Here is a 16,994-nt window from a genome sequence, read left to right as displayed (position 1 = left end):
TGTATATCCAAATCTACTGAAGCCTTAAGTTAATGTTGCAATTAATTATGAATTGTTATGACACCTCCAATGGTGTTGGTGTACCTAAAGTTGAAAGAGAAAGAGCGATCGCTGCTTGAATAAATCCTTTAAATAAAGGATGAGGGCTACTGGGGCGCGATTGAAATTCTGGATGAAATTGGCAAGCAAGAAAGAATGGGTGCTTGGGTAATTCCACAATTTCAACTAAACGTCCATCGGGAGAAGTACCACTGATCACATAGCCAGACTTTAATAACAAATCGCGGTAAACATTGTTGAACTCATACCGATGTCGATGTCGTTCATAAATCACATCTTCTTGATAAAGCTTGAAAGCCAGTGTATCAGGAAGAACACGACAAGGATATAGCCCTAAGCGCATTGTACCCCCTAAATCGACTACTTCCTGCTGTCCTGGCAATAAATTAATTACCGGATCATATGTATGAGGGTCAAATTCAGCACTATTAGCACCTGTTAATCCCCCTACGTGCCGGGCCCATTCAATCACAGAACATTGCATACCCAGGCATAAACCCAAAAAGGGAATTTGGCGATCGCGGGCGTATTTAATGGCGGCAATTTTGCCATCCACCCCCCGAACCCCAAAACCTCCTGGCACAACTATGCCATCGACACCCTCAAGATAAGTTTCGGGCGCTTGGGTTTCCAAATCTTCTGAATTCACCCAACGCAGGCGCAGTTTACCATAAGTGGAAATTGCCGCATGGTTTAATGCTTCCACTACAGATAGGTATGCATCACTTAACTGCACATATTTACCGACAATGGCAATTTCTAGCTCATGCTTGGGACTATGTAACCGTTGTACCAAGGTTTGCCACTGCGTCAAATTTGGTTTGCGCTGTTCCATTTGCAGCAAGTTCAGCACTTGTTCTGCCATTCCTTCCCGTTCTAGATTCAGGGGTACTTCATAGATACTTTTGGCATCTTGAGAAGTAATGACGCATTCTTCGGGCACATCGCAAGATCCAGACAATTTCTGCTTTAATCCCTTGGGTAAGGGGCGATCGCTCCGACAAACTAAAATATCTGGTTGAATGCCAATGGATCTCAGTTCCTTAACGGAATGCTGTGTTGGCTTAGTTTTCATCTCACCCGCAGAAGCAATCCACGGTACCAGAGTTACGTGCATATACAGCACATTCTGGCGTCCTACCTCTTTACGGAACTGGCGAATTGCTTCTAAAAACGGTAGTGATTCAATATCTCCCACCGTACCGCCGATTTCTGTAATTACTACAGATGGGTTTGTACTTTTAGCAACTCGCAGAATCCGCTCTTTTATTTCATTAGTAATATGAGGAATAACCTGTACTGTGCCGCCATTGTAGTCTCCGCGCCGCTCTTTATTGATAACTGCCTGGTAAATCGAGCCAGTAGTAACACAGTTCAAGCGCGACATTGAGGTATCGGTGAAGCGTTCATAATGCCCCAAGTCCAAATCTGTCTCCGCACCATCCTGGGTAACGAATACTTCCCCATGCTGAAAGGGACTCATTGTGCCAGGATCGATATTGATATAAGGGTCGAGTTTGAGAATCGACACGGAATATTCGCGCGACTTGAGCAAACGCCCTAGACTTGCTGCTACAATGCCCTTACCAATACTGGAAACTACGCCCCCAGTTACAAAAATAAACTTAGTCATACTAGTTTGAATTTCTAACAACTTCTAAAAATACATCCCGTCATTGTGCCACAGTTGTTGTGGTGTAATCTTCTGTGATTGAGCTTGTGAAAAACCTCTTAGGATTAGTAATATTAGGCTGTATTCTCACCTCCTCCGTAGCATTGGCAAAGCCATCTCTTATAGTCGTTTTTCCCGAAACAAGCTACCAGACGAGTGCCCAAAAAATCTTCTTTTTGGGGACTGCACCACCAGATGGTCAGGTTTTGATCAATAGTAAGCCAATTACCCGCAGCAAAGCTGGTCATTTTTCGCCTAGTTTCCCCTTGCAGTTGGGGGAGAATCTTTTTACTGTGCGTCACAACAATCAAGAACTCCAGATTAAAGTGACAAGGCTTACTACTGGCCCTGAGCTACCACAAGGGTTAGCCTTTGCTAAAGATTCCCTGACTCCGGCAGTTGACATTGCTAGACTACCCGGAGAGCTAATCTGTTTTAGTGCGTTAGCGTTCGCGCAGCGTTCCGTAGGAAAGCTTCCCGAAGGGGTCGCACCCCCTAACGCTAGCGTATCTGTCAACTTGGCTAATCAAACTATTGCCCTTTTACCCCAACCTCAACAGGCACAACTACCAAGTAATTTGGCAGCTTTGACAGGGCAAAATCAGCCTTATGCCCAGTCTAGCGTAGGCAAGTATGAGGGTTGCACTAAATTGCAGCAACCTGCTCCTAATTCCCAAACCCTAATTTACGGTAATAACATCATCTCCGGTAGTGTTGTTCCAAACTCAAATAAAGAGGTAGATTTGGGACAACCTCAGTTTCAACTGAGGCTCAATGGCAAGACGATAACTCAACCAGGGACTGGCAAAATTCAAATCCTCTCACCCACACAGTTGCCAGTTGTTGAGGTAACGGCAGACGCAGGTGTTGCTCGCACTGGCCCAAGCACCGATTATTCTCGACTTACACCACTGCCCAAAGGCACACGCGCAACAGTAACAGGTAGGGAAGGTGAATGGTTGCGCCTAAACTATGGGGCTTGGATTAATAGTAAAGAAACGCGCATTTTACCTGGTGCAGTTCCGCCACAGACAATAATTCGCAGTGTCGGATACCGTCAACTCCCTGGTGCGACAGAGATAGTTTTCCCCTTACAAGTTCCCGTACCTGTGAGCGTGCAACAAAGTGAGGGTGCTTTCGCTCTCACTCTCTACAATACCACTGCCCAAACGGACATTATTCGCCTGGATGATGACCCCCTAATTTATCGCCTAGATTGGCAACAGGAGGCTCCAGAACAAGTAAAATACACCTTTAACCTCAAAAAAGCTCAACAGTGGGGATATAAGCTGAGATACGACGGTACAACCCTGGTTTTGGCTTTGCGTCATCCGCCGAAAATTGGGAACTCAAGACGCAAGCCTTTAGCTAATCTCAAGATTGTACTAGATTCTGGGCATGGCGGTAAAGAATCTGGTGCCAGTGGGCCAACTGGATATTTAGAAAAAGATGTGAATTTGGTGGTGTCGAAGTTGCTGCGGGATGAGTTGGTGAAGCGAGGAGCAACAGTGGTGATGACGCGGGAGGATGATAAGGAGGTTTCATTAGCAGAACGTCAGGCAATTATCAGTCAAGAAGAACCTGCGATCGCTATTTCGATACACCACAACTCCTTACCCGATGATGGCGATGCCGAAAAGACTAAGGGATTCGGCACTTTTTGGTATCAACCCCAAGCCCATAACCTGGCAATATTTTTACAGAACTATGTAGTCAAAAAACTCAGCAGACCTTATTATGGCGTGTTTTGGAACAACCTAGCGCTGACACGTCCGGCGGCTGCGCCATCAGTGTTGCTGGAATTGGGTTTTATGAGCAATCCCGATGAATTTGAGCAGATAGTGAACCCAAAGGAACAGAAGAAAACGGCAAATGCGATCGCTCAGGGAATTACTGAGTGGTTTAGGAGTGTGAGATAAATTTGGAGGCACAACACTAGTTCCTGATTGTATTTGGTGGAGTGCGATAGGTCATGATTACTAAAGAAGAAAGAAGAAAAAGCATTAAAAAAGCTGGCATCAGTGCTGTTCTCTTACACGCTAGAGGATCTCGAAAAAGCCAAGCTGGAAGATGAATTGATGGAGGTAATTTGCAATGGCGAAGAAGAAATCAGCGATTCTTGAAGCCGTTCACGAAACGGCTACGGGGCTACACAAGGCTGAACTGATGGATCAGACTACATTGCGTGAATTCGACTGTCTGTGCTTGTCTAAGATTGAACCGTTAGAACCTGAGCAAATTAAGCAAATACGCGAATCATCTCATGTCAGTCAGGCAGTATTTGCTGCGATTTTAAATACAAGTCTATCAACGGTTCAAAAGTGGGAAATCGGTCAGAAGCGTCCCAGTGGCACCGCTCTTAAGCTGTTGCACCTAGTTAAGAAACGGGGATTGAATACCCTGATTGATTAAGGGTTATTTTTGAGGAAAGTGACACTATGAAAATTAGTTATGACCAAGAAAGTTTTGAAACATTAATCGTTCTGCTAAATTTGCGATCGCCTATCTCTAATCGTAATAGGATGTAATGGGTTATGCTCTGGATTTGGCACTGTATCAATCGAGTAAAATGAAAGTTCAGTCGTTCCCGCGAGGTGTCCGATGACTATACTTGAGCGCCGCCGTCAACTTCAACAACAAATTGCTCAACTTCCAGATGACCAACTGACTCAGATTGAGCAATATATAGCATTTCTTGATTTTCAGAAAACAGTTCTATCTCAATCAGAAGTGACCAAATCACCTTCTACTGGAGCTTCGATTCTGGCATCTTTAGAGCAAGCACACACTCCGCCCGATTCTCCTCTGGAGGATGAGACTTTAGTACAACCACCTGAAGATTTTGCTGCTAAGATCGCTGAAATAAAACAACGTGGCGATCGTTCTCAATCTGTGATTCGACGAGGTTCTACAGGTGAAGACTTGCTCAAATTTGCTGGTAATTGGCATGGAGACGACCTAGAGGAGTGCCTAGCATTTCTTGATGCAACCCGCTCAAAAGCGAAGTTTTAAGCCAATAATTTATGTATTTGCTTGATACCAATCACTGTAGTTATCTCATTAACAACAATCCTCAAGTTGTCGCAACTGCTCAAAGCTATGCTCAAGATCCTTTTGGGATTAGCATCATTAGCTATGGTGAGTTGCTCTACATGACGGAAAAATCAGAGCGTCGAGAGATGAACTTACAAGTGGTTCAAGCATTCCTGACAGAGATTGATATCTATCTGATCAACAAAGAAATAGCAGAGATATACAGTCAACTGAAGAACCGCATTTTTCGTCAATTTGCCCCAAAAGAAAAAAACAAACGCCGCAGTACCCGCATTCAGGATCTTGGTTTTGATGATAATGATTTATGGATCGCCACAACAGCAATTTATCATAATATTACTCTCGTCTCTGCTGACAGCGACTTCACTAGGATTCAGCAAGTTTACAGCTTTTCAGTCGAATCCTGGATTTAATTGCTTTACCTAGTATGCTGAACTAATAAATTAAGTGCCAATTTAATAAACATCGCTCTTTTTTAGCTAGTGACTGCTCAATGTTGTGATCGGTTTTTGTTCAAGCTTTTTGACTTTTATAGTATACAAAGAATGTTTTACGGCGATCGCTAACCAAAGTAAGAAAACTAGCTAAGAAACGGCGGCTGTCTAAAGGCTGTCAATCGCTTTTGGTAAAGGTTTAACGTAACCACGACCACGAAACTTCCTTGCTCGGTCGAGGCAGCGATCGCTTTTATTGCGATGGCAGTCCTCTATCGTGTTCTGCATCATGGCATCTTTTACACAAAGTTATTAAGTCCTCTCGGAACCATATTTCATCTCCTCTGTGTCTATACGTTTTATGATGCACTTGTAATTTACTTTTTGCCTTACAGTGCTGACAAGTATGTTTGTCCCGATCCAGTATTAACCTTTGTATAAGCTTCCAATAGTCACTCTTCAGAAAATCTTTGTATTCACATACTTTCAGGTGTTCTCTGGGTAGCTCGGCTATTATATTCCCCACAAAGTTGTCAAGAACACTCCAATTATTGACTAGAGTAAATTTATATTCTGGATCTCTAAAAAATCTAACAAATATAAGTCCATCTTCTCGCAATACATATAAAACCTCTAGAAAAAGTTCTCTCCCCCATTCAAGTCCCTGTTCGAGTTCTTGACTCACATACACCGAATACTGTCCCAATGTGAAGACCCTACCAAGACCATAAAAACTGTGTCTTTTTGCTGTTACCAGTGAATATATATAATTCTTGGCTGTTTCCAAGTCATCGTTATACAACCTTGGTAATTCGTCGCCCTCAAGATTTTCTGCAAACATATTAAAATTTCCTTGCAATATCCCCCTGTTCTATAGAGCGATCACCATTTTTGTACCCTGTTTAGTAACTAGGAATAACGGACGGTGAGTTTACACCATGCCAGCGTAATATTTTTTAAGTTTTTTTATCTGAGTAGTATCACTATTTATTTTGACTTTTATCATTAAATTCCTCTCTCCAGCCGCGACCGAGTAAGAAGGGCGAACAGCATTGGCTCTCAAAAGCCTTGTGATTACTTGCCTATGGTAACTAAAGTAAGAAATTTTGTGCGGGAGTTTCTTACTTTCGGGTTTTTCAAAACATTTTTCTCTGCTACTTTGAGGCGATCGCTCTCCTACCTCCCACAGAATCAAGTATTGCTCTCTAACCTCTGTAGCTTCTGCTCTACAATGAAGTGAAGAATCTAGCAGCTTAAACAGGGGATTTATTTATGTCCCACCCTACGCTCAGTAGCCAAGAAGTCGCCCGACGTGGAAAGGAACTCTATCAAAGAAGTATCCGTGCCAAAGTTGAGACAGAAGAGAACATTGGCAAAATTATCTCGATTAATGTTGAAACAGGAGATTACGAAATCGGTGATGATTTAGTCGAAACGAGTCTTCGATTACGATCCAAGCAAACCGATGCAGCACTTTGGGGAGAAAGAATTGGTTTTGATGCGGTTTATGCAGTTGGTGGTACATTGCTCAGGACAGCACAGTGATACACGGGACTGTAGTTGGACTTCAGGCAAGAATGAGTCTGATTATTCTTCCAAGAGAACGTTCAGGTGTAGAAATCGAATGTGTTATTGATACAGGGTTTGAAGGATTCTTAACCTTGCCGCCTTCTGTCATTGCTGCTCTTGGCTTGCCCTACCTCATCAACATCAACGCAAACCTCGCTAACAATTCCAGTGTGGAAACCGATGTTTATTTGGCAACAGTTGTATGGAATGGTGTGGAGCGTAATATTGCAGCTCTAGCAATGGGTCGTCCACTCATTGGAACTGCGCTGCTTGAAGATTATCATCTCAGTATAGATTTTTGTGAGGGTGGTACGGTTCTGGTGGATGAAATTCTATAACCTATGCAGAAGATAGCAAAAACAGCCCTCAAGTTCTTGAAAGGTGCGTTGGCGTAGCCCGTCGTAGACATCGCTGATTTGCCTACTACTGAAAAGCTGGTTGAAGTCTGTGGTAAGCTTTTGCCTGTAATTACTAAGTTTTTCGGCTTGCCATAACTTAGTAAATATTACTCTACATCTGGGTCGATACCCATTGCCCTGAGCCGTTCTGCTAATTGTGCAGCTTTTCGTTCTGCTTGCTCGGCCCTTTGTTCTGCTTGCTCGGCTCTTTGCCTTTGCAACTCGGCTTCTTCTTTACCAATCAGTAACAGATTTCCCTCTAAATCCCACCAGCGCAACCAAAATTGCTCAGGATTATTCAAGTAGTTTCCCTTCCATAACCCTAATTCTACTCCTAAAGGAGGAATTAGGTAGTGGCCTCGCTCATTCGGCTGCATCTTGTGGTAGGAAAAATCTACCAGGTGATAAACTTCCAGTTTGTCATTACTAATTTCATAAATGGCATAGTAGGGAATTCGGATTATTCGCTCATATACCCAGAATTTACCTGGTTTTGCGCCTTCCCGACTACCAGTTAGAGGTAAAGGAGTGACATCTCGTTCTTCATCGCCATTACCACTAGCTAGTTCTATGGCAATCAATGGCGGTATGTATTCCCGCCACAAAACATAGGAGCGGCGATTTTTGCCATCTAGCCTTGGTGGTACACCAGGGACATAAAACCAATCCGGTGCTGCTGCTCCTTTTTCCGGCGGTTCAGTCTCTCGCCAGTAAATACCACAATCTTGACCAATGCAATACTGTCCATCTGGATGTAAGCGTTGCAAAACCTGAACAATTGAGTCTGTGAGAATGATGGTTTGGGGATGCTCTTGAAAATTTTTTACAAACGTACCATCAGACTCTGGTAGTTGAGTGTGATCGGGAAACTGGGGCGGTATGGCAACATCAGCAAGTGTTTCACTCATACTTTGACAAGTATTGCAGCTATTTATTTAGTGCTTTACGCTTCCCATAAGGTATTACTAACTAGTATAACACCTTGCTCCGTCTTGATTTCAGTGCTTTTACAGTGCCAGAACCGCTTTGATTGCGGGTAGAAATATATGAAATCTTGATATTTTTAAAGCGTATGTGTTTTAAGATAAGCGGCATGGTGGGAGCGATCGCTATTTTATTGAGCAGTGGCAGTGTATTCGCTCAAGATGTAGAAAGATATATTACTGTAGGGCATGATAAATTGGGAAACAGCGTAGCTCTGGACACGGAAACTATTAAGGGCACGACATACAAGCTTTACGGTATCTACGGAGATGGCATTTTCGAGACTACCTTCGATGCATCTTGCACAGAATCGCGGCTTTTTCGCAATCGCATTGCGATTTACGGGCCAGAAGGACAGCTACTTGAAGAGGATAAGGAAAAAGGAGAAATCCCTTTTGTAGCAAGTTCTTCACCAGGCAAAGGAATGAAAATTGTTTGTCAAAAGATTGGTGTTAGTGGTTGGTAGTTGCTCAATATTTTATGAGTAGGGAATGGGGAGTAGGGAATGGGGAATGGGGGGAAGAGGAGCAGGGGGAGCAGGGAAAGCAAGAGTAGAATAACCAATGCCCAATGCCCAATGCCCAATTCCCAATATACAGCTAGAAAATACTAAGGACAAAACAACGTGTCACGCGTATCTCGTCCTGTAATGGGATTAGTTCCTTTGGCAAGTTTGCACAATTTTTTTTGCTCATCGGAACGCAGCAGCGTATCGGTAAAATCTGCCCCATCAATGATTGCGCCATCAAATCTGGCGTTAGCAGCAAAAGCACCCTCCAACAGTGCATTTGTCAAATTTGCTCTAACTAAACGAGCTGAGTCTAAAGTAGCATTTCTCAAGTCAGCTCCCTCCAAATTCACAGACTCCAAATTTGCTGCAAAGAAACTGACACCGTTCAAATTAGCATGGCTGAAGTTGCTCTGGCGAAGATTAGCTTTGGTAAAGCTGGAATCTGTTAAATCACGTCCTGAGAAATCAGCGTCAACCAAAATTTCTTTATTATATTCAAGTGCCAAAGCTGTTGGAACAAAACCGGCGGTTGCGGTGATGCCAACTATTCCCCACAGCAATAAGCTGAGTATGGTTGCCCAAATTCGGGCGCTTAACTTAGAATTCATGCGATTTTTAGCCAATGGCGAACCCTCCTCTATCTCATTATCCTTGAGTCAGAGATGTTAGCGCAAAAATCCTTTAAAAATATTTTGATGAATACTATTTCAAGTTCATCCGACGATTTGAACATTGCCTTCGCACGACTTCAGGCTATTCAGTGGGATACGCTGGGAATGGGGGAGAAAGACGAAAGACTTACAGAACTGATGTTAGAATTTCTGTCGCGGGTAAGGCAATGGGCAAAGTTTTTGCAGAGCGAACAGAAGCATATTTTTCAAAATCTAGCTCTCCAGATTCGCCCTGACATTGAACTCCCGTCTCCCCTAATGCAATGGCTGGACGAGTTATACAACAGCGACCGGATATCAGTCAGGCGTGGCAGTGTCTATGTTGTGCTAGGGGTACGTAATTACTTATTTTGGTGTCGTCTACGGGAATTTGATGCAGTCCCGGCGAATGGTCTTCCTGACCCTTATGAACCGTTCATCACCTTTCTGGAATGCGGTGGTGGCATATATGTCGAGCATCACTCTTTTATGGATATTTACCCCAATTATGTTCACTTCATTTTGACTATTGGGAATTCCACGCCAGGAAGGGAAGAATAAACACATCATGGAAGGATGATTTCGGGTAACTGCTAGAAACTCTTATTTCCTGTTGAATTAAATAACCGAGAATACTAAAGTTTATATGCATTGTCCAGATATTGGTGAATTAGGAGAAGACCTAGTAGCCCAATGGTTGCAATCTACAGGTTGGATAATTCTCCATCGTCGCTTTTCTAGCCGTTGGGGAGAAATCGATATAATTGCTGAATATCATGGAGTAACTGGAAAAGAGCAGGGGAGCAGGGGAGAATACCCCACTCCCCACTCCCCACTCCCCACTCCCCACTCATTATTGGCATTTGTGGAAGTCAAAACTCGCAGTTCAGGTAGTTGGGATGCAGGGGGAAGAAGCGCAATCACCCCACAAAAGCAAGCAAAAATCTGGCGCACAGCTGGAATGTTTTTAGCCCAGTACCCTGAGAAGGCAGATTATTCTTGTCGATTTGATGTTGCTATTGTCTACTGTCAAAGGATATCAAAAAATCTGACTGTGGTTATAGCAACCCAGGAAGCTCTAGCTACTTCATCAGCTGCCGGATACAAGTTTAAGCTGCAAGAATACATTCTGGCAGCTTTCGACTCTTCAATTGATAATGGTTAATCGGTAATTGATAAAATATTTTGATTACCAATGACCAATAATTTTGTAGTGGCGTTAAAACCAAATAGGATTACGCCAAAGTTTCTGGACAGTAGCCTAAGCCCCGGACAAATTGTTGCCGGAATGCCTCGATTTCATCTCTCTCTGGGCTACCATGAGAAACGATCGCAACCTGATACCGACGCATCACGTCCACAGGGCATTGTCCGGCTTCCAAACTCCAAAGTGCCATTTGCACCCTCATTGGCGGCTCATAGCTAATTCCTAATTCATTTAGAAAAGCCCGAAAGTCGCCATCTTCTTGGGGCGAGACTTGACCTTTGAGTTTGATCCTAACCACCCAGCCATCAATTTGATGAATTACGGTGACGAAAGAAACTGGTGTCTGGGGTCTAGCGTGCAGGTGTTGAACGACCCTCAGGGTTAGACTGGCATTTGCCAGGTAGTACAAGTATTCCATGTTTGTTGGTGCTTGGGATCAAAGCCAATCCTACATATCTATATTCGTCAATCAGTGCCTGTTCCCGGTAGGGTAAAAGCCCCCGTTTTTAGATGGGGAGGTTTACCCAATTTTTATGTTAATTTTTCCGTGTTACCTAATAGTACCCATCTTATAGTCAAGTGATGAAACTGAACGAAGATCCCTTAAAGTTCCTTTAGAAGGGAAAGCTCAAACAAGCTTTTTTAAGAGAGTATAAATACTAAATAAACCAAAAACTAGTAGAAGCCAATTTGAAAGATACCTCTCGCCCACAAGAAAAAGATTTTGAATTAGATTGCTCGGTAGCTAGCTATGACTACGAACTACCTCCAGAATTCATTGCTCAAAACCCAGCAGTTCCTAGAGATAGCTCGCGGTTACTCGTGGTTGATTCTCCGACTACAGGCATCGAAACAGCACCCTTGCACCACATTTTCCATGATTTGCCTGCACTGCTGCGCTCTGGTGATTTGTTGGTTATGAACAATACAAGAGTCATTCCAGCGCGACTTTATGGCCATAAATCCACTGGTGGTAAAATCCAGGTGTTGCTCTTAGAAGAACGGCAGTACAACTGTTGGTTAGCTTTAGTTAAGCCAGGAAAAAGCTTCAAACAGGGAACGAAGATTATTTTTGATGTCAGGCAATTAGGGATTGGGGATTCGGAAGATTCCTACCCAGTAAAGAGTCCCCAACTCACGGCTACGGTTCTAGAAACAGACGCAGCAACCGGGGGGCGTTTGTTGCAATTTGATGTGCCAGAGGGAAAATCTTTGGTGCAACTGTTAGAGGTATTTGGTGAAATCCCGCTACCACCGTATATCACTACCTCGTCAGCTGCTGATGAGCAGTATCAGACAGTTTATGCCAAACAACCAGGAGCGATCGCAGCTCCGACGGCAGGATTACACTTTACCCCAGAATTATTACAAAAGTTGCGCGATCGCAATATAAATCAAGCTTTTATAACGCTGCACGTTGGTGTAGGTACATTTCGCCCTGTGGAAGTGGAGGATGTAACTACCCACCAGATGCACGAAGAATGGATTGAAGTCCCCGCCGCTACAGTAGAGCAAATCCGCGCCACTAAAGCAGCTGGCGGTCGAATTATCGCTGTGGGAACAACGGCAGTACGGGCTTTAGAAGGGGCGGCTCAATCTGGGAATTTACAACCATTTTGCCAGAAAACAGACCTGTTTATTTATCCCGGCTACCAATGGCGGGTGGTGGATGGTTTAATTACTAATTTTCACCTGCCGCGTTCTAGTTTGCTGATGTTGGTAAGTGCGCTAATTGGCAGACAACGGTTATTGAATATATACAACGAAGCGATCGCTTTTGGATATCGCTTTTATTCATTCGGCGATGCAATGCTAATTTTGCCGTCAGCTGTGGGAGTTTATTATAGCTTATCGCCAGAGTCTTATGATAGATTCCACAAGGGTAGCAGCACTGTATAATCTGGGTTTGGCGCTGTATGAACAAGGACAGCTTGAGGATGCGATCGCAGCATACCAAAAAGCAATTAATTTAGATAGCAGCAACGCCAACGTTTATTTTAACTTAGCGATCGCCTTGCAACAACAAGGTCAAATAGAGCCTGCGATCGGCACTTATCGCCAAGCCTTGTTGCTAGATCCTAAAAATGCCACAGCCTACAACAATATGGCAAATTTGCTAGCAATTCATGGTCAAGCTTCTGAGGCTATTTCTGTTTATCGGCAAGCTATTCGCCTAAATCCTAAAAATGCCTCAGCTTACTATAACTTGGGAGTCAGTTTATATAATCAGGGCGACATCAAGAAAGCTAGTAGAGTCTTGAACCGTGCCCATAACGAGTATCGTGAGCAAGGGAACATTGAACAAGCTGAGAAAATTGAACAGCTAATGCAGCAAATTTCCCAGAAAAGTAGTCAAACAGCTACTCCTCCTCAGAGTTCAGCTACTACAAGTAATTAGGACTTACGCATTGACAAGAAATACCAAATATGGATTAAGGTTAAAAACCATATCTTTCGTAAGGGCACAGCAAAGCTTAGCCCCTACAGCATCGTCTATTTACGATCGCAGGATAATTAAGAAAAGCCTGAAAACTTCCTCAAGATAGGTAATGCACATCACGATGCATTTGTACAGTGCGTAAGTCCTAGTAATTTAATACAAACACTTAAGCGACAAATGCCAAATCAACCAGAAACTTCAGCCGATCCTGGTAATGTGCCTGTCTCAGTTGAATTCCAGCCTACTTCAACAAGTCCCGGGCAATAAAAAACTCAGAGTTAGGAATAAAAGAAGAAGTCATCCGCCAGTCGTCAGAATTCAGAATCAATTCTGGCGACTGGCGCTTTTATTTTCTTTGATAGTTAATAACTCTAACTCCTAACTCCTAACTCCTAACTCTCAACTCCTAACTTTTTTAAATCGGCAAACGATTGATATCTTTGTTGCAACCAATAACTACCATTGCTGAACCACGCTCTAAACGCTTGGTGGGGTCAGGATTAATTATAAATTTACCATCCTGGCTCACTGCTAGCAAATTTAAACCGTAGCGGTTACGAAGTTGAAGCTCAGTGATTGTTTTGCCGTGAAATTCATCAGGCACAATCAACTCTACAATACTGTTATCTGGGTCTAGGTCAAACCGATCTAAGATTGCTGGTTTGGTAAGTGTACGCGCTAAGGCACAACCTGCTTCATACTCAGGAAAAACAACATGATCTGCTCCTACTCGCTGCAACAGTTTACGGTGAACTTCACTAGAAGCTTTGGCAACGACGTGGGGTACACCAGACTCTTTCACATTTAGGGTAGTTATGATGCTTTCTTGAACGTAGTTGCCAATCGCTACAATTACAGTATCAAATTCAAAAATTCCAGCTTCTTTGAGTGCAGCTGGTTCTGTAGAGTCTAGTTGCAAAGCATGACCAACTATTCCCTCAGTTAATGCTTCTGAAACTCGTTTTTCATCAATATCTGTTGCCAGCACTTGATAACCAAAATTGTGCAGTGTGGAACAGACAGACCTACCAAAGCGACCTAACCCAATTACAGCAAATTGCTGGTTATCTTTACGTAAACTGCGAAAAAAACTTAATGATGACAGATTCACCTTTGTTATCCTTATTATGACTCCCTGTATTTAGGGCAAAAAACGCTCATACCGCTTGAATTAAAAATTTATTTTTTGCCTTTCAATGTATATTTTATCAGTTTATTTGTTAGTCATTAGTCATTAGTCATTAGTCATTAGTCAGTTGTCAAGAATTATTCTCCTCTCCACTTCCTGATCCTTACTCCCTCTTCCTAACTATCCCACGAGTAAATTTTCTTCAGGATAGTGAATTCTGGTGGGGCGGGGGTCTCCTAGTATAGAGGACATCAGTAGTAAAACACCTACTCTTCCAACGTACATAGTGACAATTAAGATGAGCTTTGCTGTTGTAGAGATAGTTCCTGTAATCCCTGTAGAAAGCCCTACAGTAGCGAAGGCTGATACCACTTCAAACAAAATTTTAATAAAATCTAATGTTGGATCTGTGAGGCTTATTAAAATCGTAGCTAAAATCACGGTCGCTACTGAACCCACCAACACACCCACAGCTTTTAAAATTAAAGATATTGCTATCTTGCGATCATATAATAAAACTTCTTCTTTACCCTGGAGGATAGCTTTAGTACAACTGGTCAGGACTCTCAAGGTTGTTGTTTTCATGCCTCCTCCCGTACCACCTGGACTTGCACCAAGAAACATTAATGCAATCGTAATAAATAGACCAGCAGTGGTCATTTTGCCAATATCAATGGTGTTAAAACCAGCAGTTCTGGGAGTAACTGATTGAAACCAAGCTACTAATATTTGGTCGCGTAAATTTAGAGAACCAAATGTTTCCGGGTTTCTGATTTCTATACAGAAGAAAGCAACAAATCCTGTTAACAATAATATAACAGTTGTGCTGGTTGCAACTTTAAAGTCTAGAGAAAATATTTGCATTTTAATAGATTTTTGTAAAATGCGATCGCGCAACCAAAGGTACATTTCCAAAATTACTTGATAGCCAATTCCCCCAAAGATAATTAGTATTGTAATGGTGAAGACTACTAAGAAGGATGACTGATACCCAATTAAGTTATCTTTAAATAAACTAAAACCAGCATTATTCCAAGCATTGATACTATGAAAAATTGCTAACCAAAGTCCCTTACTCCATCCATACTCAGGAACGAAAGCTGGTAGAAGTAAAAATACACCTGTAATTTCAAAAATTAAAGTGGTGGCAATAATTGAACGGATTACTTGGGCGCTACCACTCATCCCCGGTCGGTCTAAAGCTTGTTGAATGGCTATTTTTTGCCGCATATCAAACCTACGACCAATGAGCAAAATCAGAAATGTGGTAGTTGTCATGTAGCCCAAACCGCCAATCTGAGCTAATAGCGCAATAAACAACTGACCCCAAAAGGAAAAATAAGTACCAGGATCAACTACTGATAAACCTGTGACACAAACTGCGGATGTGGATGTGAATAGCGCCACAATCAGATCATTCCAAGTACTATTGCTAGTCGAGAAAGGCATCATCAACAGAATAGTACCTACAGCGATGACAGCTAAAAAACCCAAACAAATTGTGCGAGCAACAGTCATAATTAATTGAAAATTTCAAATTAAAAAACTCAATCATGCTAGGCATCTCGGAAACATCCGGTATGCAAATGAGAGCAAAGGCAGCTTATTAAGGGAAAATCAGTAAATTTCTCCAGAGAAGAGAAACCGGAGTTTATTATCCCTGCAAACCAAAAGACCCTATTTTAATTAAAAACACACATGGTAGCCTATCTGTATGTTTTTTTTTAATTCGGCTTTGTCTTAACACAGCTTTTTTCATGAGCGCAACACTTTACCAGCAAATTCAGCAATTTTACGATGCTTCCTCTGGTCTGTGGGAACAGATTTGGGGCGAACACATGCACCACGGCTATTACGGTGCTGATGGTATCCAGAAAAAAGAACGCCGTCAGGCTCAAATTGATTTAATCGAAGAACTGCTGAATTGGGCAGGGGTACAAGCAGCTGACAACATCCTAGATTTGGGTTGTGGCATCGGCGGCAGTTCTTTATACCTTGCACAAAAGTTTAATGCTAAGGCTACAGGGATTACACTGAGTCCTGTACAAGCCGCCAGAGCAACGGAACGCGCAATGGAAGCTAATTTGAGCCTAAGAACACAGTTCCAAGTCGCAAATGCTCAAGCAATGCCCTTTGCTGACGATTCTTTTGACTTGGTTTGGTCGCTAGAAAGCGGTGAACACATGCCAGATAAAACCAAGTTTCTTCAAGAGTGCTATCGAGTATTGAAGCCTGGTGGCAAGTTAATTATGGTGACTTGGTGTCATCGACCAACTGATGAGTCTCCACTAACGGCGGATGAGGAAAAGCATTTACAAGATATTTATCGGGTGTATTGTTTGCCTTATGTGATTTCTTTGCCAGAGTACGAAGCGATCGCACATCAACTACCATTACATAATATCCGCACCGCCGATTGGTCAACTGCTGTTGCCCCCTTTTGGAACGTGGTGATTGATTCGGCATTCACTCCCCAAGCGTTTTGGGGCTTACTAAATGCTGGTTGGACTACTATCCAAGGGGCATTATCATTGGGATTAATGCGTCGCGGTTATCAGCGTGGGTTAATTCGGTTTGGCTTATTGTGCGGCAATAAGTAAGGACGCACGGTTGCCCTAAGTATGTCGGCGTAAATAATTATCATTGGGATAAGGCAGGGGGCAGGGAGCGGGGAGCAGGGGGCAGGGGGAAAAAGGGTTTAAAGTACAGCAGATTGCAACAGGCGTGAGGTACAGATAATCGTAGGGGCACAACATGTTCATTGGTGTCAACTTAAGCAAAAAGGATGCAAAAGATATAATCTAAGAACATCTGGTTTGATGTTCTTAGTGATACATCATGAGTAAAAAACGTCCAGCGCGACTCGGCAACCCAGACCTGCGTCCA

General features: G+C 42.9%; 18 protein-coding genes and 1 pseudogene. 12 read left to right on the top strand and 7 right to left on the bottom strand.

Annotation, left to right across the window (positions count from 1 at the left end; all coding sequences use genetic code 11):
* Positions 1-55: 55 nt before the first annotated feature.
* The gene (gene pyrG, locus LC653_RS15610) at positions 56-1,693 is read right to left on the bottom strand and encodes a CTP synthase (protein WP_229495339.1); all 1,638 of its coding nucleotides are present in this window, start codon (positions 1,691-1,693) and stop codon (positions 56-58) included.
* A gap of 86 nt (positions 1,694-1,779) precedes the next feature.
* Here pyrG and LC653_RS15605 point away from each other — a divergent pair, with 86 nt between their 5' ends.
* The 4 genes from LC653_RS15605 (at position 1,780) to LC653_RS15590 (ending at position 5,199) form a co-directional block, all read left to right on the top strand.
* Complete coding sequence (locus LC653_RS15605; protein ID WP_229495338.1) at positions 1,780-3,651, top strand: N-acetylmuramoyl-L-alanine amidase; 1,872 nt, start codon at positions 1,780-1,782, stop codon at positions 3,649-3,651.
* A gap of 175 nt (positions 3,652-3,826) precedes the next feature.
* The gene (locus LC653_RS15600; protein ID WP_229495337.1) at positions 3,827-4,144 is read left to right on the top strand and encodes a helix-turn-helix domain-containing protein; all 318 of its coding nucleotides are present in this window, start codon (positions 3,827-3,829) and stop codon (positions 4,142-4,144) included.
* A gap of 189 nt (positions 4,145-4,333) precedes the next feature.
* Positions 4,334-4,744: a hypothetical protein gene (locus tag LC653_RS15595; RefSeq protein WP_229495336.1), complete on the top strand. Its 411-nt coding sequence runs from the start codon at positions 4,334-4,336 to the stop codon at positions 4,742-4,744.
* Between the two features lie 11 nt (positions 4,745-4,755).
* Positions 4,756-5,199 carry a type II toxin-antitoxin system VapC family toxin gene (locus LC653_RS15590; RefSeq protein WP_229495335.1) on the top strand — a complete coding sequence of 148 codons (444 nt, stop codon included), beginning with the start codon at positions 4,756-4,758 and terminating at the stop codon, positions 5,197-5,199.
* A 274-nt stretch (positions 5,200-5,473) separates the two neighbouring features.
* Here the strand turns inward: LC653_RS15590 and LC653_RS15585 are convergent, their stop codons facing one another.
* Positions 5,474-6,061, bottom strand: a complete 588-nt coding sequence (locus LC653_RS15585) for an HNH endonuclease (protein ID WP_229495334.1) — start codon at positions 6,059-6,061, stop codon at positions 5,474-5,476.
* A gap of 431 nt (positions 6,062-6,492) precedes the next feature.
* Between LC653_RS15585 and LC653_RS15580 the strand changes: the two genes are divergently transcribed.
* Together LC653_RS15580 and LC653_RS15575 are read left to right on the top strand one after the other, a co-directional pair.
* Positions 6,493-6,765: a hypothetical protein gene (locus LC653_RS15580; RefSeq protein WP_229495333.1), complete on the top strand. Its 273-nt coding sequence runs from the start codon at positions 6,493-6,495 to the stop codon at positions 6,763-6,765.
* Positions 6,762-7,127 (top strand): clan AA aspartic protease, encoded by a 366-nt coding sequence (locus LC653_RS15575; protein ID WP_229495332.1) that lies wholly within the window; start codon positions 6,762-6,764, stop codon positions 7,125-7,127. Before LC653_RS15580 ends, LC653_RS15575 begins: the two co-directional genes overlap by 4 nt.
* A gap of 167 nt (positions 7,128-7,294) precedes the next feature.
* Here the strand turns inward: LC653_RS15575 and LC653_RS15570 are convergent, their stop codons facing one another.
* Entirely contained in the window at positions 7,295-8,095 is an 801-nt protein-coding gene (locus LC653_RS15570; RefSeq protein ID WP_229495331.1) for a Uma2 family endonuclease, read from the bottom strand.
* Positions 8,096-8,259: 164 nt separating this feature from the next.
* On the opposite strand from LC653_RS15570, the gene LC653_RS15565 reads away from it, so the two are divergent.
* Positions 8,260-8,637: a hypothetical protein gene (locus tag LC653_RS15565; RefSeq protein ID WP_229495330.1), complete on the top strand. Its 378-nt coding sequence runs from the start codon at positions 8,260-8,262 to the stop codon at positions 8,635-8,637.
* Positions 8,638-8,780: 143 nt separating this feature from the next.
* On the opposite strand, the gene LC653_RS15560 is transcribed toward LC653_RS15565, so the two are convergent.
* Positions 8,781-9,290, bottom strand: coding sequence for a pentapeptide repeat-containing protein (locus LC653_RS15560; RefSeq protein ID WP_229495329.1), 510 nt, complete (start codon positions 9,288-9,290; stop codon positions 8,781-8,783).
* Positions 9,291-9,377: 87 nt separating this feature from the next.
* Between LC653_RS15560 and LC653_RS15555 the strand changes: the two genes are divergently transcribed.
* Together LC653_RS15555 and LC653_RS15550 are read left to right on the top strand one after the other, a co-directional pair.
* Entirely contained in the window at positions 9,378-9,893 is a 516-nt protein-coding gene (locus LC653_RS15555; protein ID WP_229495328.1) for a hypothetical protein, read from the top strand.
* 85 nt (positions 9,894-9,978) lie between these two features.
* Complete coding sequence (locus LC653_RS15550; protein WP_229495327.1) at positions 9,979-10,497, top strand: YraN family protein; 519 nt, start codon at positions 9,979-9,981, stop codon at positions 10,495-10,497.
* 70 nt (positions 10,498-10,567) lie between these two features.
* Here the strand turns inward: LC653_RS15550 and LC653_RS15545 are convergent, their stop codons facing one another.
* Positions 10,568-10,957 (bottom strand): hypothetical protein, encoded by a 390-nt coding sequence (locus LC653_RS15545; protein ID WP_012412259.1) that lies wholly within the window; start codon positions 10,955-10,957, stop codon positions 10,568-10,570.
* 272 nt (positions 10,958-11,229) lie between these two features.
* Here LC653_RS15545 and queA point away from each other — a divergent pair, with 272 nt between their 5' ends.
* Positions 11,230-12,438, top strand: coding sequence for a tRNA preQ1(34) S-adenosylmethionine ribosyltransferase-isomerase QueA (gene queA, locus LC653_RS15540; RefSeq protein ID WP_229495326.1), 1,209 nt, complete (start codon positions 11,230-11,232; stop codon positions 12,436-12,438).
* Positions 12,380-12,937, top strand: a pseudogene (locus LC653_RS15535) (tetratricopeptide repeat protein); the annotation flags it as partial. The gene queA and the pseudogene LC653_RS15535, both read left to right, overlap by 59 nt.
* A 457-nt stretch (positions 12,938-13,394) precedes the next feature.
* Here LC653_RS15535 and LC653_RS15530 read toward each other — a convergent pair.
* On the bottom strand, positions 13,395-14,090 hold the full coding sequence (locus LC653_RS15530; protein WP_229495325.1) for a potassium channel family protein: 696 nt from the start codon (positions 14,088-14,090) through the stop codon (positions 13,395-13,397).
* A 198-nt stretch (positions 14,091-14,288) separates the two neighbouring features.
* Positions 14,289-15,626, bottom strand: a complete 1,338-nt coding sequence (locus LC653_RS15525; protein ID WP_229495324.1) for a TrkH family potassium uptake protein — start codon at positions 15,624-15,626, stop codon at positions 14,289-14,291.
* Positions 15,627-15,865: 239 nt separating this feature from the next.
* On the opposite strand from LC653_RS15525, the gene LC653_RS15520 reads away from it, so the two are divergent.
* Positions 15,866-16,708 (top strand): methyltransferase domain-containing protein, encoded by an 843-nt coding sequence (locus LC653_RS15520; RefSeq protein WP_229495323.1) that lies wholly within the window; start codon positions 15,866-15,868, stop codon positions 16,706-16,708.
* Positions 16,709-16,994: the final 286 nt, after the last annotated feature.

Source organism: Nostoc mirabile CHAB5784, assembly GCF_020829645.1.
GTDB lineage: Bacteria > Cyanobacteriota > Cyanobacteriia > Cyanobacteriales > Nostocaceae > Nostoc > Nostoc mirabile.
The sequence above is the reverse complement of the archived record's forward strand: the minus strand, read 5'-3'. Positions and strand labels throughout refer to the sequence as shown.